Here is a 26,972-nt window from a genome sequence, read left to right on the forward strand (position 1 = left end):
GGCTTACTCCATGGCGTTTTTTGTCGAATTATAACTGGTAATAGGTCCATGGTCCTGTTCAGAATTGGTTCAGAATGGGTCGTTATACTGAGCATGTAGTTGTTCAAATTTGAAATGTATACGAGGAGGAACATGAATTGAAGGGGAAACAAAACAAAAAACGGCTTAAGCCGATATTGAAAAAAAGCATGTTGACTGCGCTCGGATTGGGCATTGCATTGCCTATAGGTGGAACGCTCCCACAGGCTAACGCAGGAGCCATTGGTGCGGAAATAACCATTTCACGACCTGTGCTCAACGAGGATATTCGATGGTTGAATCGTTCATCGGAAGATTCAAATCAGCATTCTCTCGTGTCGTATACACCAATCGAGGCACTGGATAAGACTGTTATCATTGATTTAAATACGCATTTTCCACTCAATGCATACGATTCGGTAGGCGCCAGTTCAGATGATGATAGTGTGGCTCGCGTATACGTAAACAATGAAAATAAATTGGTAATTATTCCCTATAAATGGGGTAAGATCAACATTGAATTGAAAGCCAATTATACTTTATCTGGTGAACCTGTTAAGGATAATTTCGAACTTTATATTAGTAAACAAGGTGATGTGAATAATGATGGCAAAGTGAATTCTGCGGATGCAGCAGCGCTATTGAAACATCTTCGTAACGAATTCAACCGTCGCTCCTATTCTGCTGTTGAGATGAATCGGATGGATGTCAACCGTGACGGTGAAGTTTTTTGGTCTGATCCTCAGGCTTTGCTGGAAGGCTATGCCGTTACAGAGCTTGGTGCCAAGGATAACCGTTATGTATTGACATTCAAGCAAGTGGACGATGCGCCTTATGCATTGAATGCTCAACTAATCGGTGAGATGAAGACCGGAGTCAAGATAACCAGTACAGTCGAATACTTTGACGCAGATGGTGATTACCCTAATACGACGCTGTATCAATGGTACCAAGGTTCGGATGCAACGGGAGAAGGTAAGACAGAGATCGCGGAAGCAACAGGCTCTGAGTACACTATTACTACGAGCGACTTGGGAAAATACCTTTTCCTTGAAATCACACCTCAATCTACTTCCGACGAGCAATTCCGAGGAAGAACAGTAACAATTGTTGGCAAACAAGCTGTTGAAGGACCTCCACCACCCCCTTGATCTTAAGTAGGGGATAAAAATCTCGTTCATCAGTGCATCTATTAAAGAATAAAGACTATGGAGGTTATTACATGTTTCAACCGAAAAAGAAACGTCCAAGAATCAGAAAAACAATGTCAGGTTTGATCGCACTGGCGTTACTCTCGTCACTCGTATTGCCGAGTGTAGCAGGGGCGGAGCCGATGGAACCATCACAGGTACAGTTTACGGATGTCAGCGTACAGGCTGGACAGAGCGTGCATGTTCCTGTGACGTTAAAACAACCGCATTATGCGGCAGTTACCGCTTATAATATGCAGATTGATTATGATTCGTCTGCACTGGAGATCGTACGTATCACGCCTAAATATGTGGGCGGCAATTTACCATCCATAGTGGAAAACAATGAAGAAAACTTCCATTATAAGATTGATAATGAAGCTGGCTGGGTGCGGATCATCTGGGCTGATTTTACTGCAGGCGAACATCCAGTACCTGTGGAGCAACAACTGTTTGATATTGAGGTCAAAGCCAAAAATAATGCGGCTCCAGGAACGAAAAAACTCACGGTTAATAGGGAAGATGCAGAGCACTGGAGTTTCACAAACGTAGATTATGAAAATTATACTGAATTGTCTGGTGGAACAATCACAATTACAGCAGCAAACTCAGGTGGCGACAATTCTGGTTCGACACCTACACCGAATCCTGGTAACTCTTCGGGTGGAGGAGGTAGTGTATCACCAACCTCCCCTGTCGTTACCCCAGTTCCATCGACTCCGGCGGTAACTAAAGGTGTAGACATCTATGTGAACGGACAGAAACAGGAACAATCTGCGACAGCTACCACATCAACGGTAAACAATCAGGTTACCACCACGATTCACGTGGATAATGACAAAGTCATCAATCAGATTGGTAGTGGACTAAGAACGCTTCTGCTGCCGATTACAGGTACAGGTAAGGGCGCGGTCGTTGGTGAACTGAACGGCAAGCTGGTCAAAACAATGGAAGGAAGTAATGCCGAAGTTGTCATTCAGACTGACAGTGGTACATACACCCTCCCAGCTAACCAGATTCAGGTGGATCAGATTCATAACCAATTTGGAGGAACGACTCCACTCGAAGATATCACAATTCAGATCGCCATTGCGCCTAGTGCTGCATCCAAACAAACAGCCATTCAGGCGGCAGCGGACAAATTGGAGAACACTACAGTGATCGCAGCTCCGGTTGATTTTGAAGTGAAAGCGATTTGGAATGGACAGCAGGTTAATGTGGATCGTTTCAACTCATATGTAGAGCGCTCCATTACATTGCCAGAGGGTGTCGATGGTTCAAAGATCACGACAGGAGTTGTACTTCAGCCAGATGGCAGCCTTCTGCATGTACCAACCAAGGTTATCAAAGGTAATGGACAAGATTCTGCTATTATTAACAGCTTGACGAACAGCACTTATGCTCTGATCTATCATCCGGCAACATTCAGTGATGTAACGAACCACTGGAGTCGTGATGACGTACAGGATCTGGCATCCCGTCTGATCGTACAAGGTACTGGTGAGAACGTGTTTGCGCCAGACCGGAGTATTACGCGAGCAGAGTTTACGGCTGTTCTGTTAAGAGGTTTGGGGCTGCACGCACCGCGCAGTACAGAAGCGGCATCATTCACGGATGTGAAGACAGGCAGCTGGTATGAGGATGAGGTTCAGACGGCTGTGTCCTACGGTCTGATCTCAGGTTATGCTGATGACAGCTTCCGTCCGAACAGCGAAATTTCTCGTGCTGAAGCGCTGACCATTGTGTCACGTGCAATGAAACTGGTCGGTCTGGCACAGGCCGACGCGTCAGAGACAACAAGTCTGCTGAGCACATACAGCGATAGCGCTACAGTACAAGCATGGGCAGCAGAGCCGGTTGCATCGGCGATTAAACAAGAGCTGGTACAAGGTGCTGATGGCAAGCTGATGACAGATGCAGACATTAGTCGTGCACAATCTGCGGCAATTGTGAAAAGGCTGCTGGCAAAAGCCGGATTAATCTAATCAAATTTTGGACACCTACACTTACTTGAAATGATTTATTTCAAGCAAGCTGTAGGTGTTTTTTTTGCATATCGTTTTTCTCGAACCTCTTATAGGTGCAATGGTCCAGTTCATTATCAGTTCATACTGATTTGTTACGATATGAACATCAAATAGATAGATATTGTGCATGATCAGGAGAGGAAGAGATCCATATGAAAATACTAGAAGTTAAAAATGTGAAGAAATCATACACCTTATATGGAAAAGAAAAAGTTCCCGTACTCCACGGTTTGAACCTGAGTTTTGAGACAGGAGAATTTGTCTCGATCCTTGGCGAATCTGGCTGCGGTAAGTCAACACTGATGAATATCATTGGTGGCATGGACTCCGATTATGAAGGGGACGTCGTTGTTCGTGGCAAGAACTTAAGTGCCATGACAGAAAAGGAAATGGATGATTATCGGAAGAATAATATCGGCTTTGTCTTTCAAAATTTCAATCTGATCCCGCATCTGTCTGTTCTCGAAAATGTGACGATTGCGATGCAAATGACGGATACCAATGAGAAGGATCGCAACCAACGTGCTGTTGATATTTTGACAGAGGTCGGACTGAAAGATCATCTGAACAAACGTCCCAACCAGTTATCCGGGGGGCAGAAGCAACGGGTTTCCATCGCACGGGCTTTGTCCAACAATCCCGATATTATTTTGGCTGATGAACCGACGGGTGCTCTGGATAGGGAAAACGGAGATCAAATCCTCGCTTTGCTGGACAGTATAGCCAAAAAGGGAATGCTGGTGATTGCCGTAACTCACTCGCAGAAAGTCGCTGATTCCGGTACACGTATTGTGAAGGTTGAAGAGGGGCGCATTAGTGACGATATTCACCTGAAAAATCCTTCTACGGCTGTTTACGAGAGTGGTCAGGATTCTTCCCGGAGCCTGAGCTTGCTTGCTTCATTCAAGATGGCACTTAAAAATATGAAACTCAACGGCAAGCGTAATGTACTGGTAGCATTGGGGGGATCTATAGGTATATTAAGTGTACTCCTGATGCTCTCCTTGGGGAATGGTATAACGACGTATATGAATGACGAAATCAATTCAAGTATGGACCCTTTGCTCGTGGATATAACAAAGCCGAGTGAAGAAGCCAAGGATATGCAAGGCCCCGAGGCTTTGATGGCACCAGGTGAACCGTTCACCGAAGCTGATATCGAGACGATCCGAAATTTCCCTAATGTGGATCATGTAGAGACGATCACGACCATTACAGGCAAATCCACTATGGTGAATGAAAAACAAAGTGTAGGACTCACACAGTTAACAACGTTAACGGATGCTTTTGATCCAGCACTGATGACAATTGGTGTTCTGCCGGTAGAAAATCAGATGCTGTTACCTCTCGATACGGCGAAACAATTAAGCGGAAATGACCAAGCTGAATCCATGATCGGCAAGTCCGTGTTTCTATATATCAATGAGATGGATGGCAATAATAAACCGTTAACTTTGGAGAAAGAAGTAACCATCTCAGGGATCTACGAAGCGGCAGATCCACGATCTCCAATGCAGCAATCCCCGGGATACATTTCATCAGAGACGTTGGAGCAAATGTATACGGACAAAGGAATAACAATCGGGCCGATTCAGGTTAACGCCTATGCAACCGATATGAAATATGTAAATGAAATCAATGAAGCTGCTGTTGATGCGGGCTTCGCAGGCTCCCAGATGGCCAAGGTCATGGAGAATATCACCACATATGTAAGTATGGCTTCCATTGTACTCGCGGGTATTGCAGGCATTTCGTTGATCGTATCTGGTATTATGATATTGGTTGTCCTCTATATTAGTGTCGTGGAACGGACGAAAGAGATCGGCATTCTTCGGGCCATTGGAGCACGAAAGAAAGATATCAAGCGCATATTCTTCTCCGAATCTGCCTTATTAGGCGTATTTAGTGGTATTATTGCGGTAATTTTTGCAGTGATCATCAGTTATGTGTTAAACATTCTTTTGGACAATGCGTTTGGAGCAAAACTCATTAATCTCTCGGGATATTATATCTTGTTTGGTATCGTGGTAAGTACAGCGATTAGTATTGTGGCCGGTTTGATGCCATCATCAAAAGCGGCGAAGCTGGACCCGATGGAATCCTTACGATACGAATAAATATCAATTTTGGAAAGGATAATGGCTGCATGAACACAATTCTGGTGGTGGACGATGATTCCCATATCCGCAAATTAATCCGAATCTATCTTGAAAAGAATCAATTCTCCGTGCTGGAAGCACCAGACGGTCAAGAGGCTTTAGATATCCTTTCGCATACGAAAGTTGATCTGGCGATTGTGGATGTGATGATGCCGCGAATAGACGGCATTGAACTGACGGAAGATATTCGGTCCTATCTGGATATTCCAATCTTGATGGTGACGGCCAAGGGAGAATCCAAGGACAAAGTCAGAGGATTTAATGCCGGGTCAGACGATTACCTGGTTAAACCGTTTGATCCTGTGGAGTTAATCCTGCGTGTAAAATCATTATTAAAACGATATAACAAAAGTTCATCAAACATGATTCAGATCAGCGGTGTGACGATTGATTTGGGCAATCTGATGGTCATTGCGGACGGACAAACTATCGAATTGAAAAAGAAGGAATGTGAATTGTTATTTTCTCTGGCGAGTTCGCCAGGGAAAATATTCACACGTACACAGCTTATAGATGACATATGGGGCATCGATTACGAAGGAGATGAGCGTACGGTTGACGTACATATCAAACGGTTAAGGGAACGGCTTGAACCTGTACCTGAGCTAGTGATCTCAACGATAAGAGGACTTGGATATCGTCTGGAGCGGGCATGAACATGTTTAGGAAAAGCCTGCGACTTCGCATCGTAGCTACGTTTATCGGGATTGTTCTGGTGAGTTTAATTCTCTCCTTTATGTTAAATAACGGGTCCCAGGAGAAGACACCTAATCGGTTTATGGTTACTTTTGCTGAAGATCTCGCTACACTGATTAACCTGATTGATGATCCGGAAAAAGTGAAATTAAGCTTCGATATCTTTGCTCGCTACGGCTTGAATATCACTCCCGTGAATGAACAAAGTGAAGTGTTATCTTCCATGCCAGAGGACAAAGTTCATTCGTTATTTGAAACGGGTACAACAGATGCCATTTTTTTGTCCAGTAAAGATGGAATTGCAACCATAGGTGTTCCCGGAACAAACGAGGGAATTGGCACATTTCTGATTCAAAGTGATTTTTCCTCTCTTTTTCATACACTGCGAAACACGCTCTTAACCTCACTGTTAACGGTTCTGGTGATTGGCAGCTTATTAATCCTGTTCATGTCCGGATACATTGTGAAACCGATTAAGAGATTAACGATGGCAGCGAAAGAGATGTCATCAGGAGATCTATCGGTCCGCTTGAAACATAATAACAAGGATGAGTTTGGCGAACTAATGGAGAGCTTTAATCATATGGCGAGTGAGTTGCAAAAAATCGATTCGGTTCGTGATGACTTTGTCAGCAACGTCTCTCATGAAATGCAGTCTCCGCTCACATCGATAAGAGGATTTACCAGAGCACTACAGGATGGTGTTATTCCATTAGAAGAGCAGAAAGAGCATTTGGATATTATCTATGAGGAAACGCTGCGCTTATCGAGGCTCAGTGATAATCTGCTTCGGCTAGCCTCGCTGGATTCAGAGCATCATCCGGTTCATTTCACCACGTTCCAGTTGGATGAACAATTAAGAAGGGCGATCTTACTGGCGGAGCCGCAGTGGGCGCAGAAGGATATCCAGATCGAGTTGGACTTGTTGCCCTGCGAAATCACAGTGGACAAAGATTTGTTTGGTCAGGTCTGGCAGAATTTAATAAACAATGCGATCAAATACACCGAACCTAAAGGTACCATTCATGTCGAAATTGAGACGTCATCTTCATTTGTGAAGGTATTGATTAGAGATTCTGGACAAGGCATTCCTGAGGAAGCTCTTCCGTATATCTTTGATCGATTCTATATGGTGGACAAAGCCCGAAGCAGCTCGCTTCGAGGCAATGGATTGGGGTTGTCCATTGTGATTAAAATTTTGAAATTGCATCAATGTACAATTGATGTAGAGAGCGAAGTCGGAAAAGGTACGCAGTTTATTGTCACGATTCCCAGATCGGGAATTACATCTTAAGGCAAGTCAAAATAGAGAGAAGCAATATGGAAACAATCGGTCCCTGTGCGTTCAGGATTCAGATTGCTGCCATATTGCTTTTTTTGATATCTGTATTCGCGACAAAATTTCACATATAGTTTTGTTTAGCAGAGGATCATTTGATAAAATAGAAGAGACGTTATGTGAATCTATGAACTTAATCAATTTATTATACACAGAATGGAGCCATCCAATGAAATATCGCAATATGGAAGATTGTATTAACGATCTGGAGCAGCACGGTCATTTGATTCGGGTCAAAGAAGAGGTTGATCCTCATCTGGAGATGGCAGCGATCCACATGAAAGTGCACGAGGCTAAAGGCCCTGCGTTATTATTCGAAAATGTAAAAGGCTCAAAGTTCCAGGCTGTATCGAATCTGTTCGGCACGGTGGAACGAAGCAAATTCATGTTCCGCGGTACACTCGAAGGCGTACAACGGGTCATGGCTGTTCGTGACGATCCCATGAAGGCGCTTAAGACGCCATTTCAGCATGTCCGCACAGGTCTTGCTGCATGGCAGGCACTGCCAAAGCAGAAGTCTATCAGCCTACCCGTGTCGGCACAAGAGATTCAAATCTCGGACCTGCCGCTCATCAAACATTGGCCTATGGACGGTGGGGCATTCGTAACGTTGCCACAGGTGTATTCCGAAGATCCAGATAAGCCAGGCATCATGAATTCCAATCTGGGGATGTACCGGGTTCAACTAAATGGCAATGATTTTGAATTAAACAAAGAAATTGGATTGCACTATCAGATTCATCGCGGAATTGGTATACATCAAGCCAAAGCGGTCAAAAAGGGAGAACCATTGAAAGTTAGTATTTTCATTGGTGGTCCACCAGCACATACACTTTCAGCGGTTATGCCTTTGCCTGAAGGACTCAGTGAGATGACATTTGCCGGTCTGCTCGCTGGACGTCGTTTCCGGTACAGTTACAAGGACGGGTATTGCATTAGCAATGATGCCGATTTTGTCATCACGGGTGATATCTACCCAGGCGAGACAAAGCCCGAAGGTCCGTTCGGGGATCATCTGGGTTACTACAGTCTGACGCATGAATTTCCGCTAATGCGTGTGCATAAAGTCTATGCCAAACCTAATGCTATCTGGCCGTTTACGGTTGTTGGTCGTCCACCGCAAGAGGATACGGCTTTTGGGGATTTGATTCATGAGATTACTGGAGACGCGATCAAACAGGAGATTCCAGGTGTCAAAGAAGTGCATGCGGTCGATGCGGCAGGGGTCCATCCATTGCTATTTGCAATCGGCAGTGAACGTTACACGCCGTATCAGGCGGTGAAGCAGCCGACAGAGTTGCTTACGATTGCCAATCGTATTTTGGGTACGGGTCAGCTCAGTCTGGCGAAGTATCTCTTCATTACCGCAGAGGATCAGCAGCCTTTGGACACCCATAAGGAAGTTGAATTCCTGACCTATATCTTGGAGCGCATGGATATGCAGCGGGATATTCATTTCCATACCCATACGACCATTGATACATTGGATTACTCGGGTACAGGGCTGAACAGCGGTAGCAAAGTTGTTTTTGCAGCCTATGGCGACAAGATTCGGGATCTGTGCACGGAAGTTCCAGAGTCTTTGAAAAACATTCGTGGTTATGAGAATCCGCAGCTCATCATGCCGGGTATCGTTTCGATCCAGACATCGGCCTTCACGAGTTATGCGGATACAGCACAGGAGATGCAAGCATTCACTTCTCTATTGAAAGAACAAGGCGATCTGGACTCGTGTCCGATGATCATTCTATGTGACGACAGTTCGTTCCTGAGTGCTAACCTCAGCAACTTCTTATGGGCAACGTTTACTCGAAGCAACCCTTCACATGACATGTACGGGGTTAATAGCGGATATGACCACAAGCATTGGGGTTGTGATCAGGTCATTATTGATGCACGTACCAAACCTCACCAGGCACCGCCGCTGATTCCCGATGTTTCGGTCGAGAAGAGCATTGAACGTTTATTTGTTAAAGGGGCTAGTCTGGGTTCGATCAAAATCTAATTTGAGATGTCCTGAAGAAGTTCAAACGAAAGAGTTTGAACTTCTTTGGCTTATTCTGATACGGCAATGAGGCACAAAAGTGTGTAAAAGTTTAAAACCGGGACTAATTTGGATATTGGAGTGAGGATAAAGTCTTATACGTTCGTATTTACCTTTTCGATTAAGGTCGTTTGAACTATGTATGAAATGAAGAATTATAACGATATAAAGAGTATAGGTATTTTTGTGGCCCCGTTCCGTTGGGTGCTGTTACTATAATGAATTGTTCAGGGGGAATACCGATTTGAGAATCCATATTATGAACCTGCAAGACGGAGACCGTCTAACTGCGGATACATTCAGCGATGCAGGATTACACGTTCTCGGGAAGGGAACTGTGATCAAAGGTGAGGATATCTCCTTGCTTATGCAGCACCGTGTAGATTATGTAGATATTGAATCACGCGAAGAGGAAATCACTGAAGCAGAATTTTTTGCTGCAGCGGCAAAGCATGCTTCCGGGTTAAGTACTAGCACGAAGGAAGAAGCACCTGAAGAAGAGATGAAGTCCCAATTTATTCAGACTGTACATAATTATCAAAATGCTTTTCTCGAAGCTCTGACCGTTGGCAAGTTCAACGCAACCATGGTGGATGATGCACTGCAACCGATGGTTGAGGGACTGGATGAGCAGAAAGATGTCGTTCATCTCCTGATGATGCTGGAGCGGGATGACGTCAATAACTATACACATTCAATCCAGGTAGGATTGTTGTCCTTCTACCTTGCGAACTGGCTTGGATATTCTCAGAAGGAGAGTTATCAGATTAGTCGCGGTGGTTATCTGCATGACATTGGAAAGTGCAAAGTATCCCACCGGATTCGGAACAAAACAGAACCGTTGACGGCTGATGAGCAGCTTGAAATGCAACGTCACACCATATATGGTCATGAAATTATCAAAAATTCGATGACGGATGAAGCGACAGCACTGGTTGCTCTGCAGCATCACGAACGGGAAGATGGGTCGGGTTATCCGATGCAACTTGAGAAAAGTGAAATTCATCCATATACACAAATTGTATCTGTAGCGGATATCTATATAGGCATGAGATCCGGGAATCACGGAGGAAGCAATCCAAACCTGATCAACAACCTTAGAGATATCTATGGAATGGGATTTGGTAAATTGAATGAAAAACCGGTTCAGGCATTGATGCAACATTTGCTTCCTAATTTCATCGGGAAACAGGTTCTGCTCAGCAATGGAGAAAAAGGTGTTATTGTCATGAACAATACATCTGATATTTTCAAACCACTCATCAAAGTGGAGTCTGAAGAATATCGCGATCTCTCCAAAGAGCGTACGCTTGCCATTGATGAATTGCTTATTTAATCTGAATATGATCTGTATTCCTTACTTATATTGAGAACGGGCCTCCTGTACTAAGACAGGGGACCCGTTTTTTGTTATATCATCCACGATGTGTTGTTCGACCAAGGAAGCAAGCGTATACTTGCAAAGACCTTATTTTTCCTGCCAAGGAGCGATCGCCATGATTGAAGTGACAACCGAGATTACGATACATGCCTCGATTGAACGGTGCTTTGACTATGCCCGGGATATTGATGTACATACTCAGACCGTCTGGCAACATACGCGAGAGCGAGCAGTCGCAGGAGTAACCACAGGAAGAATTGGAGCAGGGGATACAGTTACATTTCAGGCTACTCATTTTGGTATCAGACAGAAGTTGAAGTCCCGAATCGTGCAGTTTGAACGACCTTTCCTCTTTGTGGATCAGATGGAGAAAGGGGCTTTCAAGAGCATGCGACATGAACATCATTTTAGCGAATGCGGAGAACAGGTGACTTGCATGAGAGACACGCTGCGGTTTGAAGCTCCACTTGGATTGCTGGGATGGGCAACCGAACGACTTGTGCTGAAGAGATACATGCAGGCATTTCTGGAGAGTCGCAATCGTAAGCTCAAAGATATGCTTGAGCAGTAGTCATAATTGAAGGGATAGAGGAGAGAAGACGTTTGATGGATAATGAATATTTTGTAGGTTGGGGCACACTTGCCTTGATTAATGCCGGACTAGCTCAGGGAAAAAACAGAAGTGGTCGGAACTGGTTTCTGATTTCCCTGTTATTTGGTCCGTTAGCAACCCTCTTTATTGTGGTGTGGAATAAACTGGACTAATTCAACGATTGAGATTCCGATGCATATAACGATCGATCATCCAGAACACAAGGGCTGCTGCACTAACGCCAGCACCTAACCAGCATACGGCTGTCCAGCCCGCCCATGCATACACTTGGGTAGAAACGATGGAGCCGGTTGCACTGCCGATGGAATAAAAGATCATATAAGCTGCCGTCAGGCGGCTCTGTGCTTCGGGGCGAACTTCGTAGATCAGGCTCTGGTTGGTAACATGTACGGCCTGCACGGCGAGATCGAGCAGGATAACACCCAGGATCAGGAACCAGAGAGAATGATGGACATAACCGATGGGCAGCCAGGACAAGAGCAAAATGACAAGGGCGACACCGGTTGTTTTCTGCCCAAGGCCCTGATCGGCGAGTTTACCTGCACGGGCAGCGGCCAGTGCCCCAGCCGCTCCTGCCAGACCGAATGCACCTATGACCGTATGAGACAAGGACAGTGGAGGGCTACTTAGTGGCAGTACCATAGAAGTCCACAAGATGCTGAAGGCTGTAAAAATCAACATGGCCAGCACACCTCGTACTCGTAACACACGCAACTCACGGTACAGTTGCAAGACGGAACCGATTAATTGGATATAGCTTTGTTTCACTTGTGGTGATTGCTGCCTTGGGAGAACAAAAAATAATGCGACAATTCCGAGTAATGTAAGGCTGGCAGAGAACAGATATACCGATCTCCACCCGAGCCAATCGTTCAGTGTACCTGCAACCGTTCGTGCAAGTAAAATGCCAATGACGATTCCGCTGGTTACCTGCCCGACAATGCGACCACGTTCGGACGGGGCTGCTAAGTGTGCAGCAAAGGCAACGAGCGTTTGCGTAATGACGGCTAATAAACCAACGACAGCCATGCCCGTGAATAAAAGTGAGCTGGATTGTGCGGTTCCTACGAGAACCAGTGCAAGCACAGATAAGAGCATTTGAATGATGATCAGCTTGCGGCGATTTAAGAGGTCACCAAGCGGAACGAGAAGGAACAGCCCCAAGGCATAACAGATTTGAGTCACTGTGATGACAATCCCTATGGATGATGGAGAGAGACTGAATTCTTGAGCAATGGAGTCCAGCAGAGGTTGAGCATAATAAATATTGGCGACCGCAAGTCCGCTGCACACGGCAAAGAGAAGAGCAACTAACCGTGACATGGCAGGACGATCCTTATTGGATAATTGTGCATCTGAAGAAGAAGTTTGCATGCGTATTTGTCACCTTTCTATTATGTACTGATCGGTATGTTATGTTTCGGGATAACCATACTTTATTTACGTGAATTCTGTCAACAGAGAATTGGATGAGATTTTCAATTTGGTTAAAAACGTTTTATGGAAGAGTTTTTTTAATTTTAATAATCTTTATTGAGTGATCTTTGACTTATCCATTGGTATGAGGTTAAAATATATAAACATACTGATCGATACATAAAGAGGTGAATTGTATGGTTAGACAACGGGAATTTGATACGGATAAAGCACTCGATGCAGCGATGCATACGTTTTGGGACAAGGGATTTGAAGCGGCATCTTTAAATGACTTGACGACCGCAATGGGCATACAACGTCCCAGTCTGTATGCGGCTTTTGGCGATAAAAAGGAATTATTTGAAACAGCACTTCGCAGGTATACCACTCAGCATGCTGCTCAAGTCAGAGCCAGACTTCAACAGAGCTCCTCCGTGCGAGAAGCCTTTCGTGGACTGTTTGAACATATAGGAGCAGAGGGGAGTGTGACCGAGCCTAGTCACGGCTGTTTTTGCATTAATACGATGGTTGAACTGGCTCCACATGATCCCAAATTCGCTGTCCTTACACGGGAGCATCAGATGTACCTGGGTGTTCTTTTCAAAGAAACGATAGAACGAGGGCAACAGAGCGGGGAATTGTCCCTCCAATTGAACGCGAGTGCGGTAGCACAGTCTTTGGTGGTATCCATGATTGGATTGACTGTTCTGATGAAATCAGGACCGGACCGATTGTTTGTAGAGCAGAGCATCCAGGTTACACTATCTTTGTTACAGTAATCGGAATGATACTTTTTAAAGTGATGCAGAGTACCTCAATATACGAGGGTTATGTAAGTTGCTTCCCTGCTCTTATCTGTGTCTGATGGCATTGGGCAGATGAAGCCAGAGTTGCTACAATATACATAAATAGGACTAAACATTTACACAAAACGGAGAGGACAGAAATAAGCTGAGGAAGCGGAGCGTTCGCCTTTATCCCCGGATTTTTCCTTTATAAAAAGGAATCGAAGAAAATCTGGGGATAACAGCGATCAGAAGGTTGTTCTGTCATTGGAGTGACCAGTGTAAAGATTCTTTAGACAATTTATACAGATAAGAATTGAGCAGATATAGGAGGAGATCAGAAATGAATACAAAGTTGCGCTGTGCCGTTTTGGATGACTATCAGAATGTTGCGCTGACGTCGGCGGACTGGAGTCCGTTGATGGATCAGGTAGAGATTCAGACATTCAACAACTATATGGGCTCGGAAGAAAAAGTCATTCAGGAATTGCAGGATTTCGATATTGTGGTTCTGATGCGGGAACGTACACCGTTTCCGGAGAAGGTCATTTCTCAGCTCCCTAAGCTAAAACTTCTGATTACAAGTGGTATGCGCAACGCGTCGATAGATCTCAAGGCTGCAGAGAAGAACGGGATCATTGTGTGTGGAACCGAGGGAAGCTCTAATCCGCCGACGGAGCTTACTTGGGCACTGATTCTGGGGCTGTCCAGACAACTGGTTACGGAAAATAATGCACTTCGCTCCAATCGAAACTGGCAGAGCACTGTAGGGTTGGATTTGCATGGGAGAACACTTGGATTGCTCGGTTTGGGCAAGATAGGCACTCGCATGGCTGAGATCGCACAAGCATTTGGTATGAATGTGATGGCCTGGAGCGAGAATCTAACACAAGAGAAAGCCGAAAAACATGGTGTCATCTGGTCCGAGACCAAGGAGCAATTGCTTGCACAGAGCGACATCGTATCCATTCATCTGGTATTGAGTGATCGTACGCGGAATCTGATCGGACAAGCCGAGTTTCAACTAATGAAATCGAGTGCGCTACTCATCAATACGTCGCGAGCGGGCATTGTCGATCAGGAAGCTATGGTGGAGGCATTGCAGAGTGGTGTGATTGCTGGTGCAGGTCTGGATGTATATGAGCAGGAACCGCTGCCAGTTAACCATGTGATGCGAACATTGCCCAACGTTCTGGCCACACCGCATCTGGGTTATGTGACTCGTGGCAATTATGAAATCTATTATGATCATACCGTGGAGAATATAGCGATGTTCCTGAAGGGAACACCAATCAGGCAACTGCTTTCTTAGAATGAACGTATGCGGAGTATGACTCGGCTATAATTATATAGAATCAACGACAAATAAGGTGCTGCCAGGAAAGAGTTAGACCTGAGCAACACCTTTTTAGTATATCTGTGTAGCAGAACAAATGAAGGAATAGCTTAACTGTGTGGTCCTCGCTGGGAGGAATGAATCATGGCTACGCTTGATTCACGAACGATTAAGCGCGGTTCAAATTGGATATGTTCGTAATCGGTCGTATTCATCTCCCGAATTCGTTTTAACAACAGCTCGGTAGCAAGTCTGGCGACTTCTTCGCCCATTATGGAGACGGAACTAATCTGAGGAGACGTGACGGTCGTCCATTGATTGTTATCGACACCAACAACAGCCACATCTTCAGGTACACGAACCCCTAACTCCTTGAACCGATTAACCAATCCGATGGCAACCATATCATTAATGGCATAGACGGCATCTGGCATATGCGTAAGTCCATAGAAATAATCTGCAGCATTGGCACCTGTATTCAATGAAAAGTCCTCACCAAAGTAGACGAGAGAAATGTCCACGTGACCTACGGCTTGCTCATACGCACGAAAGCGTTCTTCTATAATGTCCTTCGGTGCTCCTGCATAAGCGATTCGAGTCCGGCCGATTTTGAACAGATGCTCCATCACCAATTTGCCTTCAGGTTGAGACAGAGAGACGATATCTGCCTTCATGCCCGGTTCCAGTTTTTTGCCGTAATTAATCATGGAGATAGGGAGCGGCGCTTTATCAATCAGCCCGGGTAACGTTTTGGGATACGCGAGAGGCATGAAGATCAGTCCGTCCACATGCAATTTTTTGACATTACGAATGGTTTCCAACTCGGTTCTGGCATTGCCTGCCGTATTGATCTGCACGACATGGTACCCATGCTGCTTCGCCGTTTGCTCTACAGACCAGGAGATTTCCGGAATGATGGCGTTACGTATGTCGGGTACCACGAGTGCAATCTGGTGCGTTTGCCGGATTTTCAGACTCTGTGCCGAGGTGTTGGGTACAAACCCCAGTTCTTCAATGGCCTGCATCACTTTATCCCGTGTTTTACTGCTGATGCCTTCTGAATTGTTGATGGCCCGGGAAACGGTAGCGATGCCCACGCCGGCACGCTCTGCAACGTCCTTGATCGTAAGTTTCTGTTCTTTCCTCAATGTACGGTTACCTCACTTTATCGGAAACGATTCCGAATTATTAGGAATATGTATGAACTTCACGATAGTTATATAACTTGATTATAACATTTGAGCAATGAAGTATCCCGTGAAAGGACCAGATTTATGGCGAGGTATGATTATATTTCATTCAGTCTGCAATATTATTTGCCATGATATATGTTAATAATAAGGATTACATCGTTTTAAGATCACTTGAATTAAAGTATAAGCATTCTAAAGTAAACTCGATATGATCACGAAATAGACATATTAGTGGAGAAATATGTTTGACAGCGTATCTAAAATGTGACATATTTAATTTACGGAAACGTTTCCGATTATATCACACATTATGATCTGGGAGATGAAATGAATGAAAGCATTACGTTGGCATGGAGTCAAAGATTTACGTCTCGAAAATATTAATGAACCTCACCCTGAAGAAGGTAAGGTCAAAATAAAAGTGGAATGGTGCGGCATCTGCGGCAGTGACTTGCACGAGTACACAGCAGGTCCGATTTTCATTCCGGCTCAAGCGCCACATCCGCTAACAGGGGAACAAGCGCCTATAGTCATGGGGCATGAATTCTCAGGACAGGTGGTTGAAGTAGGGGAAGGTGTTACACGTTTCAAGGCGGGCGATCGTGTTGTGGTAGAACCCATCTATGCATGTGGACACTGCGAAGCTTGTAAACAGGGCAGATACAATCTTTGCGATCAGATGGGTTTCCTTGGACTCGCTGGAGGCGGAGGAGGATTCTCCGAGTATGTAACTGCTGCAGAAAACATGGTACATGCCATTCCGGATTCAATCTCGTATGAGCAAGGTGCGTTGGTTGAACCTTCAGCTGTAGCACTTCACGCTGTGCGCCAAAGCAAACTGAAAGTGGGAGATACGGCAGCCGTGTTTGGCGCAGGCCCAATCGGACTACTGGTCATCGAAGCGCTTAAAGCTTCGGGAGCGTCGGATATTTATGTGGTGGAGTTATCGGATGAACGGAAAGCAAAAGCCGAAGAACTTGGTGCCATTGTGATTGATCCAGTGCAGTTTAATGTAGTGGAAGAGATCCATCAACGTACACAAGGTGGCGTTAACGTAGCCTATGAAGTAACCGGTGTTCCACGTGTTCTGCAACAAGCCATCGATTCAACACGTATTGGTGGAGAGTTGATGATCGTCAGTATTTTTGAACAGGAAGCACCGATCCACCCGAACTCAATTGTCATGAAAGAACGTACAGTTAATGGCATTATTGGTTATCGCGATGTGTTCCCGGCGGTGATCAGTCTGATGGATAAAGGTTTCTTCCCGGCTGACAAGCTGGTGACCAAACGAATTTCGTTGGATGAAGTGGTAGAGCATGGATTTGAAGCACTGTTGAAAGAGAAAAATCAGGTTAAGATTTTGGTAAAAGCTGAATAGAAATCACAGACAGTAAGAACAAGTGGACAGCACATCAACAGATGTGATTGTCTACTTTTTTTGTATAAATAGGGCGGAATTTGTTGCATGTGCGGGTGGTTTTACATAGTATAAAAAGATACAATTTGTATCATATTGGTGTGAAGGTAATGATGATGAAAAAATGAAGGAGGAAGCGGACATGCAGAGACATACGAAATGGACAGCCGTAATTTTGACCATTGTCGCAGGAATGAGCTGGATGCTTATGGGGAACTCCAAGCCGAAAAACACCACGTCAACGAGTCAACCCCCTGCGACGGAACGTGGGCTTGCCAAGGTGTCGAATGTACCGATCAGTTCAGCCGATGTAACATCGAAGATCGAACTGTTAGGCAGACCTTTTACCAAAACACCATATGCTAATAACGTCTGGGACATGCAACTGTACAACGGCAAAATATATTTGGGCCACGGAAATAGCAGCAATCTGGGCGTAGCTCCAAATTCAGGCCCTATTCCAGTCATTTATTATGATACAGCGAACGCGAAATTTAAGACCCAATCGGTGACTAACAGCAACCCGGGCATCTTGCCATCAACGAAGATGTATGTGGATGAGGAACAGATTGATATCTACAGAGTACTAAACGACAAGTTATATATTCCTGGCAATGATTCCGATAGTGAACAGTGGGAACTGGGTAACTTTTATCGTCTGGATGGAGAGGTGTGGACCAAATATCGCAATCTGCCGCTTGGTGTACACGTATACGATTTGGCATCTTATCAGGGTAAGATGTTTGCCGCGCTGGGGACAGATTCCAAACCAACGATATTAATCTCTCATGATGAAGGTGAAACTTGGCAGAAATATGCGACCATTAATACGTTTGGTTTCCGGGCTTATACCATGTTCCATCTTAATGGCAAGTTATATGCATCTGGCATGATGTATCCTGCCAATAAAATATGGAATGACAAAACTAATATTCTGGAGATTAACGAAAAGCTTGAGAAACGAGATGTTGTCATCTATGGCAGCAAAATGCTGCCTGGACTAACCTATCAAACGGGCACGATTCCTTATAATAAAATAGGCAAAAATGTTAACTTCAATAACAAGTTGCTCTATATAGCGGGAGGCGTGTTCAATGATGGGCAGCTGCTGCCCAAATCCTTGAATGTCATGACCGACATTAATCAGGCAAGGCGAGTTAATCTCCCAGATGCCAAGGCGCTTCCTACGGATGTGCTGTTACGAGACGGCAAGGTATATGTGCTTACGTACACTCGCCAAAGTGCCAATCTGTATATCAATCGGGTCTACCAATCCACGGATCTGACCACATGGAATGAGATTTTACGTTTTAATCAGGACACCTATGCCAAGTCTTTCGAAGAGAACGAGGGTGACTTCTACTTTGGTCTGGGTACCGATCCGGATGTGTTATCGACTTCATCAGGGAAATTGCTTCGAGTGAACCGCAGTGATATCCCTGTGAATGCTAATTAAATTCGAAGGAAGATTATGGATTATATACTATGCTACATCCACATTATTGGTGACCGGGAAAATACTTTAAGATGTAGTAGAGTGCATGTCAGACTGCTTCCGTAGTGGATCAAACAGAGGCTGCCGTAAGGTAGCTTTCTTTTTTTTCTATAAGATACGTTTGAACGCCCAACTTCGAAAATTTGAAAATAAAATTAAGAAACTATAAAATGGATAGAGAAATAATCCTAAACCAGTCAACTGGAGTACACTTGTTACAATATACAAAAGCATGTCGCATTTCATGTGGATGCGGAGTTCCATACTTCCAATTGCAAAGGAGCAATGTACTATGAACGTACCTTCAGCATTATTCAAACCTTTCACCTCGGACAAGCTAACATTGTCTAATCGAATCGTTATGGCACCCATGACTCGCGGATTCTCACCAGAGGGTGTACCTGGACCAGAAGTTGCTGAATACTATCGTCGCAGAGCAGCAGGTGGAGTGGGGCTCATCATAACGGAAGGTACAGGCATTAATCATCCATCTTCGGTTAGTGGAGCTAGTATTCCATTATTCCATGGTGAAGATTCGTTGCAAGGATGGGCTAATGTTGTGAAAGCAGTACATGAAGCGGGTGGCAAAATCATGCCACAATTGTGGCATGTGGGTACAGCACGTCGTTCCGGTGACTTGCCTAACGCAGAAGCTGAGCCTGTAAGTCCGTCAGGGGTTAGCATGGCAGGTGAACCATCACGTGAACCTTTAACGGAAGAGGAGATTCAAGGGCTTGTACAGGCATATGCCCAAGCGGCAGCGGATGCACAGCGAATCGGGTTTGACGGCATTGAACTGCACGGAGCCCATGGGTACTTGATTGACCAATTCTTCTGGGAGCAGACGAATCGACGGACCGACAAATATGGTGGTGATTTGGTACGGCGAACTCAATTTGCGGTTGAAGTAATTGAAGCTTGTCGTGCGGCGGTTGGTCCTGATTTCCCAATTGTGCTCCGGTTCTCCCAATGGAAGATGGGGAATTATGAGGCACGTCTGGTGGAGACGCCAGAACAATTGGAGCAATTCTTGGCACCACTCAGTGCTGCTGGCGTGGATATATTCCATTGCTCTACACGCCGGTTCTGGTTACCGGAGTTCGAAGGTTCCGAGCTGAACCTTGCGGGTTGGACGCAGAAAATCACTGGCAAACCAGCCATTTCGGTTGGATCGGTAGGTCTTGAAGCTGAATTTGTGGACAGAGCAACCGAGAACCAGGGAACAGGGGATGCCCATCTGGATCTATTAAATGAGAAGCTGGAGAACAATGAATTTGACCTGATCGCCTTGGGTCGTGTTCTGCTTAGTGATCCCGAATGGCCTGCCAAAGTTCGTGAAGGTCGCATATCCGAAATCATTCCATTTACAACGGAAGTGTTGCAAACACTCCATTAATAGAAGCCTAAGAACGTTTGGTGAAAGGTGAACCAACGCTGAACGGCAACGATTTACAACGAAAAGTAAAACAAAAACGAACAAATAGGCCGCCTTTGGGCGGCTTTTTGATGTAGCTATAATAATAATTTCAACATATGAAAAATTCATAATAGTAAAACACTTTCCTGCGCCGTTGCTCCTATTGATTATCCCCACACGTCCCGCACGCGCTTGGTCACAACACCATTAAGTTCAATATTTCAGGTTCTATAGCAACCACTTTTTTTGCCGCTTAAGTGTCAGTACAACGATTCAATCCTCAGAAGCGCTCATTTTGAAAATCATTCACCTTGTGATAAGGTTAGGCCTGAACCTTCGAATTACCAAGATGACATTACATAAGGAGGATGAATATCCTTGCACAATTATAGGTACAACTCGAACAATAAATGGAGAAAACCACTGCATATGCTGTGTCTTCTGCTGGGAATCGTTTTGCTTTTATCGGCATGTGGCCAAGCACAGAAACCTTCCTCCGCAACAGACTCGAATACCGGCGGCTCAAACGCTGGCTCCAACCCAGGGCAATCTTCCTCATCGCCGGAGCAGAATACCGCTCCACCGCAGGAAGAAGTACCAGAGGAACCGCAAGAAGAAGTCGATCCGGTGCAGGAGCAGCTCAGTTCATTAACGTTAGAAGAGAAGATTGGACAGATGATACTGGCCGGTGTTCAAGGGACAACGTTGGATGATCAAGCCAAACAGATGATTACGGATCAAAAGGTAGGGGGCATTATTTTCTATGCCAACAATGTATCGACACTCGAGGGAACAGCCAAGTTTGTACAATCCATCAAGGAAGCGAATCAATCCAACCCGGTACCGATCTTCATGAGTGTGGATCAGGAGGGTGGCAAAGTCAGTCGTATGCCAGAGACGGTGGAATCCATTCCTTCCAGTAGAAAAGTAGGCGAGACGAATGATAGCGCACTTGCTGAAACGATGGGCGAATTGCTGGCCAGACAAGTTCAGCTTGCAGGTTTTAATGTGGACTTTGCTCCTGTGCTGGATGTGAACAGTAACCCGAAGAACCCGGTGATTGGAGATCGTTCATTCGGCAGCTCGGCAGAACTGGTGTCACGTATGGGGATTGCAGAGATGAAGGGACTACGTAGTGAAGGCATTATTCCGGTAGTGAAACATTTTCCGGGTCATGGTGATACGTCCGTGGACTCCCATCTTGATCTGCCTGTTGTGAACAAAACTGAAAAACAACTGGCCGAACTTGAATGGATTCCATTCAAGGCCGCAGTGAAGGAGCAGGTAGAGGCGGTCATGGTTGCACACATTTTGTTCCCGAAGCTGGACCCAGATCATCCGGCTTCCTTATCGGATGTCATTATTGGTGAACATTTGCGCGGGAAGTTCAATTATGATGGTGTGGTCATCACAGATGACCTGAGTATGGGTGCAATCGCGAAGAACTTCAAGTTGGATGAAGCTGCCCTAGCAACGGTTAAAGCAGGAAGTGACATTCTGTTGGTAGCTCATAGTTATGAGAGTGCCAAGACGATTTTTGATACGCTAATAAGTGCAGTGAAGTCAGGCAAGATCACCGAGTCCCGAATTGATGAAAGTGTATATCGTATCCTGGCATTGAAGCAACAATACAAGTTATCGGATGATCAGAAAGCTTCTGGAGACCTGAAGCAATTGAATGCAGATATTGTGGATTGGCGTAAGCAAATCGATGCTAGATAATAAATCCTGTGTTATGATTTTGCCAGAGGTGAGATCCAATAATGTATACCATTATGATAATAGAGGATGATCCCAAGATTGCGGGATTATTGAAATCACATATTGAACGCTACGGGGACCGGGCCGTTCTGGTCGAGGATTTTGAGATGATTGTGCAACAGTTTGAGCAGGTACAGCCACATGTGGTACTTCTGGATATCAACTTGCCCAGTTACGATGGTTTCTATTGGTGCCGCCAGATTCGTACGCTGTCCACATGCCCCATTTTGTTTATCTCCGCGCGGAGTGGGAAGATGGATCAGGTCATGGCACTGGAGAACGGGGCGGATGATTATATTACGAAGCCATTTGAGCATGAGATTGTTATAGCGAAAATTCGAAGTCAGCTACGCCGGGTATATGGGGATTATGCTGCACGTGACGAAGAACGCAAGGTGGAACTGGACGGCTTGGTCGTGTACTTGGAAAGACTGGAGATTCAGCTTGGTGATCGCAAAGTGCAGCTGACGAAGAAGGAAACGATTCTGCTGGAAACGTTACTGCGCCGCAGTCCCAAGCTGGTGAGCAGAGAGACAATCTTGGAGAAGCTGTGGGATGACTCTTTTGTAGATGACAATACACTCAGCGTTAACGTTACTCGGGTGCGTAAGCGATTAGCTGAGCTTGGTATTACGGATGCACTGGAAACGGTCAGAGGTTCGGGTTACCGATTGAACAATAACTGGAAAGCTTCTTCTCCATCATGAGATTGTTTATACGAGAACATCTCGCTTTAACGTGCTGGGTTGTTGCCATCTTGTTCACCGTTGTTGCAGTGTTCTGGTATGACGGTTACAACGATTGGGTCACGGCTGCTTATGCCGTAACGCTGGGATTATTTTTGTACGTTGGATATTTGGTGTATCGTTATTATTCACATCGCTCCTTTTATACCCGGATGTCACGGTCGATGGATTCGCTGAAGGAATTTGTACCCTTGAACGAAACAAGTCCATTATCACTGGCACTGGAAAAGCTGCTGGATTCACAATACGGCCAGTATCACGCACATCTGCATCGGTTGGAACAACGGCAGCAAGAATATCTGACATTCATGAACCAGTGGGTCCATCAGATGAAGACACCGTTATCCGTCATCGAGTTGACCGTGGAAGGTCAGGAAGATGACGACCCTAGGCTCATAAGCATTCGAGAGGAAGCAGACCAGATGAGACGGGGATTGGAGACTGTGCTGTATGTGGCGCGGTTGGATACCTTCGAGCAGGATTTCAGTGTGGAACCTGTGATACTGAAGACCGCTGGGGAAGAAGCGATCCATGAGCTCAAGCGATTCTTTATTCGCAATCACGTCTATCCAGAGATGCATATAGATTCTGCGCTGGTTGTACAATCCGATGCTAAGTGGATTCGTTTTGTCTTGGTACAGTTACTGTCGAACGCAATCAAGTACTCTGCGGGCAACGGACAAAAGATTCATCTGCGTGCGTATGAAGCGGAACGCTCTATCATGCTGGAAGTGCAGGATCAGGGCATCGGGATTCCGAAGTCTGATCTGAATCGGGTATTCCAACCTTTCTTCACCGGGGAGAACGGACGGCATTTCAAAGAGTCCACAGGCATGGGATTGTATATAGCAAAAGAAGTGTTAACGCGGATGAATCATCAGATTGATCTTGAATCCGTGTACGGCGAAGGAACGACTGTCCGAATTACATTCAACTCCTGAAGTGACAGGTTGAAGAAGTGTGAGTGGAGTATGAATTACAGTGTAAGTGTAAGTATAGACGTCTATTGCCTGATCGGGGCGAAGGCGTCTTTTTGATTTTCATGATGCAACCTTACAACATTGTCATGTTAGTGAAAGGTTAAACCATAGGAGAATGGCCGAAACTTCGATAGACTGTAGTCAGAAGATCAAAGGAAGGCCATGCATAAACCGCATGCACACAGCATGAACGTATCTTGATTTAAATTTTATACATGACTAAGGAGTTGTAACTATGGAGATTTGTTCTGTCAAACAGATCAGCAAAATCTATAAAGGCGTTGTATCGTATGAAGCATTATCAGGTATTGACCTCAGTATTCAGGAAGGAGAGTTTGTCGGGATTATGGGACCATCGGGTAGTGGCAAAACGACACTTCTGAACATGATCTCTACAATCGATCATCCCACATCCGGAGAACTGCGGATTGCAGGCAAGAATCCGTTTGAACTTGAACCAGACGATCTTGCGCTGTTCCGGCGTAAAGAGCTGGGATTTGTTTTTCAGTCCTTCAATCTGTTGAACACACTGACGGTTAAGGAAAACATCGTATTACCCCTTACGCTTGACGGCGTTTCACTGACAGAGATGAACACACGTGTGGAACGACTTGCGGGCAAGCTGGGAATCGAAAGCATTTTGAACAAGCGGACCTATGAGATCTCAGGTGGACAGGCACAACGTACGGCTATTGCCAGAGCGCTAATTCATTCACCCAAGCTGATTCTGGCTGATGAACCAACAGGTAATCTGGATTCGAAGGCGGCAAGAGATGTGATGGAGATTCTGGAAACCCGCAATCAGGAAGACCGGGCTACGATGCTGCTGGTTACCCATGATGCAGTCGCCGCAAGTTATTGCAGCCGGGTCGTCTTTATCAAGGATGGCAAACTTTACAACGAAATTCACTACGGCGATAATCGTGCAGCCTTTTACCAGAAGATTATTAATGTATTATCCCTAATGGGAGGGTCCGGACATGAATTTTCGCCAGTTCGCCATTAATAACGTTGTTCGCAACAAACGAATTTATCTGGCTCATTTTCTGAGCAGTACATTTTCCGTCATGATCTTCTTTATCTACGCATTGCTCCTCTTCCATCCCGATTTGAAAGAAGGGTTAAAGGGTTCCAATGGAACGGTTACCTTGCTTGCCAACCAGGGGTTTATGATTGCGGAGATCATTATATTCATCTTTTCATTTCTGTTCCTGCTCTATTCGGTAGGTTCATTTCTGAAGACACGCAAGAAAGAGTTTGGTATTTTCCTGATCCTTGGCATGACACCCAAACAGATGAACCGGCTCCTGTTTATGGAGAATATGAGTATCGGATTAGCTTCGATCGTTACGGGCATCGGACTTGGGCTCATTTTCGGCAAATTGATTCTGCTCATCTGTGGCTCCATGCTGGCTGTTGAGAACAGTCTTCGGTTCTATTTTCCACTGAAGGGTATTGCCCTGACGGTTGGCGCATTTCTGCTGTTGTTCGTTGTCATCGCGATGTGTTCATCCTTGCTCATACGCAAAGGTTCACTTATTGAACTTGTGAAATCGGAGGAAAAGCCAAAACCGGAACCGAAAGCATCGCGTCTGCTCGCCTTGTTATCCGTATTGTTCATTGGCGGGGGCTATGCTGGGGTATTCACCTTTGTCTGGGTAAGCTTCTCGTTTCCGCTATTATTTGCGAGTGTTATGGTCGTGATTGCAGGTACATACTTACTGTTCACACAGCTCAGTGTGTACGTTATCCGGGCACTCAAAGGCAATTCACGGTTATTTTTCCGTAAAACCAATATGCTCTTTCTATCAGAACTTACGTATCGAATGAAAGATAACGCCATTATGTTTTTCATGGTAAGTATCATTTCGGCTTCTTCATTTACGGGAATTGGCACCATGCTCGCGATTGCTGACCCGGGGTTGTCGTCGATGTCGAATCCGTACGCATTCAGTTATATGAATTCATGGGATACTCCTCAGTCAGACGAACATATTCAACAGATTGAAGAAGCGTTGATTGATCATCAAGTTCCCTACGTGAAGGGCAGTTATGCTCCTGTATCTGAAAATAATAATGGAGAGATTATCAAGTTAAGTGATTATAACCGTCTGGCGAAGGCACTGGGGTATGAAGAACGTACGTTGAAACAAGTCGATGAGTCATTTATGACACCAAGCAATTTGGCGGTTCGCAAGACGTACCGTAAACAGGCTGAACAAGGATTCTCGGGAGGAAAGGTCACTCTGGAGGTGACTAGTGAGCGCGTACCTGTTCAGCTATCGACACCTGGCACCGAGATTGTGATTCCTTTTGAAGGTGAAATTAATCTCTATATCGTAACTGACGAATTATTTAATCAGATGAGGCCTGCGTACAACGAGGAAGTTGGCATGCCTGAAGGTTTCTATTCGAGGCGAACGATCCAATTTATCGTGAAAGATTGGATGGGCACACGCAGTTTTGCTCCTGAATTGATCAAATCGATTGAAGATGATTATTCCGACAAAGGTTATTACGAGGTTAGCGCGCTTGTGGTGGATTGGCTTAATTCCAAGCAGACCAATGGCATCATTCTAATTTTGAGCGGCCTGATTGGCATTGTTTTCTTCACCTTTGCAGCAAGCTTCACCTATTTCAGACTCTACGCAGACCTTGAACGGGATGAAGCGCAGTATCGCATGATTGGCAAGATGGGACTCAGCCGTCCCGAACTCCGCCAGATCGTAACAAGGCAGCTATTACTTATGTTCTTCCTGCCGATTCTGATTGCCGTCATCCACAGTTCGGTGGCCTTTGTAGCGTTGCAACAGTTGGTTGATTTCTCAGTCTTCGGATACAGTCTTCGCATCTTCCTGGTGTTTGCTTCCATGCAGATCCTGTATTTTGCACTTGTGCGCTGGCGGTACTTGCGTCATATGTATTCCAAGTTAGTCTAAAATAGCATGGCCCAACA

General features: G+C 45.2%; 21 protein-coding genes. 19 read left to right on the forward strand and 2 right to left on the reverse strand.

Annotated elements, in window-relative coordinates; genetic code table 11:
- Positions 1-137: 137 nt before the first annotated feature.
- From NZ043_RS22325 to NZ043_RS22365, 9 genes are all read left to right on the forward strand, one after another.
- Positions 138-1,169, forward strand: a complete 1,032-nt coding sequence (locus tag NZ043_RS22325) for a dockerin type I domain-containing protein (RefSeq protein WP_339309258.1) — start codon at positions 138-140, stop codon at positions 1,167-1,169.
- A gap of 71 nt (positions 1,170-1,240) precedes the next feature.
- Complete coding sequence (locus tag NZ043_RS22330; protein WP_339309259.1) at positions 1,241-3,193, forward strand: S-layer homology domain-containing protein; 1,953 nt, start codon at positions 1,241-1,243, stop codon at positions 3,191-3,193.
- 194 nt (positions 3,194-3,387) lie between these two features.
- The gene (locus tag NZ043_RS22335) at positions 3,388-5,352 is read left to right on the forward strand and encodes an ATP-binding cassette domain-containing protein (protein ID WP_339309260.1); all 1,965 of its coding nucleotides are present in this window, start codon (positions 3,388-3,390) and stop codon (positions 5,350-5,352) included.
- A gap of 29 nt (positions 5,353-5,381) precedes the next feature.
- Positions 5,382-6,050 carry a response regulator transcription factor gene (locus tag NZ043_RS22340; protein ID WP_076327861.1) on the forward strand — a complete coding sequence of 223 codons (669 nt, stop codon included), beginning with the start codon at positions 5,382-5,384 and terminating at the stop codon, positions 6,048-6,050.
- 2 nt (positions 6,051-6,052) lie between these two features.
- Positions 6,053-7,384 (forward strand): HAMP domain-containing sensor histidine kinase, encoded by a 1,332-nt coding sequence (locus tag NZ043_RS22345; protein WP_339309261.1) that lies wholly within the window; start codon positions 6,053-6,055, stop codon positions 7,382-7,384.
- 214 nt (positions 7,385-7,598) lie between these two features.
- Positions 7,599-9,434 (forward strand): UbiD family decarboxylase, encoded by a 1,836-nt coding sequence (locus tag NZ043_RS22350; protein ID WP_339309262.1) that lies wholly within the window; start codon positions 7,599-7,601, stop codon positions 9,432-9,434.
- Between the two features lie 283 nt (positions 9,435-9,717).
- Positions 9,718-10,809, forward strand: coding sequence for an HD domain-containing phosphohydrolase (locus tag NZ043_RS22355; protein WP_133384535.1), 1,092 nt, complete (start codon positions 9,718-9,720; stop codon positions 10,807-10,809).
- 160 nt (positions 10,810-10,969) lie between these two features.
- Positions 10,970-11,425 (forward strand): SRPBCC family protein, encoded by a 456-nt coding sequence (locus NZ043_RS22360; protein ID WP_133384536.1) that lies wholly within the window; start codon positions 10,970-10,972, stop codon positions 11,423-11,425.
- Between the two features lie 32 nt (positions 11,426-11,457).
- Positions 11,458-11,619, forward strand: coding sequence for a hypothetical protein (locus tag NZ043_RS22365; protein WP_155985038.1), 162 nt, complete (start codon positions 11,458-11,460; stop codon positions 11,617-11,619).
- A 1-nt stretch (position 11,620) separates the two neighbouring features.
- On the opposite strand, the gene NZ043_RS22370 is transcribed toward NZ043_RS22365, so the two are convergent.
- Positions 11,621-12,841, reverse strand: coding sequence for an MFS transporter (locus NZ043_RS22370; protein WP_339309263.1), 1,221 nt, complete (start codon positions 12,839-12,841; stop codon positions 11,621-11,623).
- A 239-nt stretch (positions 12,842-13,080) separates the two neighbouring features.
- Here NZ043_RS22370 and NZ043_RS22375 point away from each other — a divergent pair, with 239 nt between their 5' ends.
- Complete coding sequence (locus NZ043_RS22375) at positions 13,081-13,662, forward strand: TetR/AcrR family transcriptional regulator (protein ID WP_091031256.1); 582 nt, start codon at positions 13,081-13,083, stop codon at positions 13,660-13,662.
- 349 nt (positions 13,663-14,011) lie between these two features.
- Positions 14,012-14,980 carry a D-2-hydroxyacid dehydrogenase family protein gene (locus NZ043_RS22380; protein ID WP_249910894.1) on the forward strand — a complete coding sequence of 323 codons (969 nt, stop codon included), beginning with the start codon at positions 14,012-14,014 and terminating at the stop codon, positions 14,978-14,980.
- 134 nt (positions 14,981-15,114) lie between these two features.
- Here NZ043_RS22380 and NZ043_RS22385 read toward each other — a convergent pair whose 3' ends face one another.
- The gene (locus NZ043_RS22385; RefSeq protein ID WP_017688801.1) at positions 15,115-16,152 is read right to left on the reverse strand and encodes a LacI family DNA-binding transcriptional regulator; all 1,038 of its coding nucleotides are present in this window, start codon (positions 16,150-16,152) and stop codon (positions 15,115-15,117) included.
- A gap of 376 nt (positions 16,153-16,528) precedes the next feature.
- Here NZ043_RS22385 and NZ043_RS22390 point away from each other — a divergent pair, with 376 nt between their 5' ends.
- The 8 genes from NZ043_RS22390 to NZ043_RS22425 all read left to right on the forward strand — a co-directional run bounded on the left by NZ043_RS22390 (position 16,529) and on the right by NZ043_RS22425 (position 26,955).
- The gene (locus tag NZ043_RS22390; protein ID WP_339309264.1) at positions 16,529-17,578 is read left to right on the forward strand and encodes a 2,3-butanediol dehydrogenase; all 1,050 of its coding nucleotides are present in this window, start codon (positions 16,529-16,531) and stop codon (positions 17,576-17,578) included.
- 181 nt (positions 17,579-17,759) lie between these two features.
- A complete protein-coding gene (locus NZ043_RS22395; protein WP_339309265.1) occupies positions 17,760-19,073 on the forward strand; it encodes a hypothetical protein in 1,314 nt (437 codons plus the stop codon).
- A 331-nt stretch (positions 19,074-19,404) separates the two neighbouring features.
- Positions 19,405-20,508: an NADH:flavin oxidoreductase gene (locus tag NZ043_RS22400; protein WP_249910892.1), complete on the forward strand. Its 1,104-nt coding sequence runs from the start codon at positions 19,405-19,407 to the stop codon at positions 20,506-20,508.
- 399 nt (positions 20,509-20,907) lie between these two features.
- The gene (gene nagZ / locus NZ043_RS22405) at positions 20,908-22,251 is read left to right on the forward strand and encodes a beta-N-acetylhexosaminidase (RefSeq protein WP_339309266.1); all 1,344 of its coding nucleotides are present in this window, start codon (positions 20,908-20,910) and stop codon (positions 22,249-22,251) included.
- Positions 22,252-22,292: 41 nt separating this feature from the next.
- Positions 22,293-22,997, forward strand: a complete 705-nt coding sequence (locus NZ043_RS22410; RefSeq protein WP_091031246.1) for a response regulator transcription factor — start codon at positions 22,293-22,295, stop codon at positions 22,995-22,997.
- A complete protein-coding gene (locus NZ043_RS22415) occupies positions 22,994-23,977 on the forward strand; it encodes a sensor histidine kinase (RefSeq protein WP_176872664.1) in 984 nt (327 codons plus the stop codon). Before NZ043_RS22410 ends, NZ043_RS22415 begins: the two co-directional genes overlap by 4 nt.
- Before the next feature lie 274 nt (positions 23,978-24,251).
- Positions 24,252-25,022 carry an ABC transporter ATP-binding protein gene (locus tag NZ043_RS22420; protein ID WP_091031241.1) on the forward strand — a complete coding sequence of 257 codons (771 nt, stop codon included), beginning with the start codon at positions 24,252-24,254 and terminating at the stop codon, positions 25,020-25,022.
- The gene (locus NZ043_RS22425) at positions 24,997-26,955 is read left to right on the forward strand and encodes an ABC transporter permease (protein ID WP_339309267.1); all 1,959 of its coding nucleotides are present in this window, start codon (positions 24,997-24,999) and stop codon (positions 26,953-26,955) included. The genes NZ043_RS22420 and NZ043_RS22425 overlap by 26 nt, the downstream gene beginning before the upstream one ends.
- Positions 26,956-26,972 lie beyond the last annotated feature (17 nt).

It is taken from the genome of Paenibacillus sp. FSL k6-2145 (genome assembly GCF_037976585.1).
Lineage (GTDB): Bacteria > Bacillota > Bacilli > Paenibacillales > Paenibacillaceae > Paenibacillus.

Coding starts and splice junctions, on each gene's coding strand:
- NZ043_RS22425 (WP_339309267.1), top strand. CDS start 24,997: ATGAATTTTCGCCAGTTCGCCATTAATAACGTTGTTCGCAACAAACGA.
- NZ043_RS22410 (WP_091031246.1), top strand. CDS start 22,293: ATGTATACCATTATGATAATAGAGGATGATCCCAAGATTGCGGGATTA.
- NZ043_RS22390 (WP_339309264.1), top strand. CDS start 16,529: ATGAAAGCATTACGTTGGCATGGAGTCAAAGATTTACGTCTCGAAAAT.
- NZ043_RS22380 (WP_249910894.1), top strand. CDS start 14,012: ATGAATACAAAGTTGCGCTGTGCCGTTTTGGATGACTATCAGAATGTT.
- NZ043_RS22330 (WP_339309259.1), top strand. CDS start 1,241: ATGTTTCAACCGAAAAAGAAACGTCCAAGAATCAGAAAAACAATGTCA.
- NZ043_RS22420 (WP_091031241.1), top strand. CDS start 24,252: ATGGAGATTTGTTCTGTCAAACAGATCAGCAAAATCTATAAAGGCGTT.
- NZ043_RS22415 (WP_176872664.1), top strand. CDS start 22,994: ATGAGATTGTTTATACGAGAACATCTCGCTTTAACGTGCTGGGTTGTT.
- NZ043_RS22360 (WP_133384536.1), top strand. CDS start 10,970: ATGATTGAAGTGACAACCGAGATTACGATACATGCCTCGATTGAACGG.
- NZ043_RS22370 (WP_339309263.1), bottom strand. CDS start 12,841: ATGCAAACTTCTTCTTCAGATGCACAATTATCCAATAAGGATCGTCCT.
- NZ043_RS22395 (WP_339309265.1), top strand. CDS start 17,760: ATGCAGAGACATACGAAATGGACAGCCGTAATTTTGACCATTGTCGCA.
- NZ043_RS22340 (WP_076327861.1), top strand. CDS start 5,382: ATGAACACAATTCTGGTGGTGGACGATGATTCCCATATCCGCAAATTA.
- NZ043_RS22350 (WP_339309262.1), top strand. CDS start 7,599: ATGAAATATCGCAATATGGAAGATTGTATTAACGATCTGGAGCAGCAC.
- NZ043_RS22345 (WP_339309261.1), top strand. CDS start 6,053: ATGTTTAGGAAAAGCCTGCGACTTCGCATCGTAGCTACGTTTATCGGG.
- NZ043_RS22400 (WP_249910892.1), top strand. CDS start 19,405: ATGAACGTACCTTCAGCATTATTCAAACCTTTCACCTCGGACAAGCTA.
- NZ043_RS22335 (WP_339309260.1), top strand. CDS start 3,388: ATGAAAATACTAGAAGTTAAAAATGTGAAGAAATCATACACCTTATAT.
- NZ043_RS22375 (WP_091031256.1), top strand. CDS start 13,081: ATGGTTAGACAACGGGAATTTGATACGGATAAAGCACTCGATGCAGCG.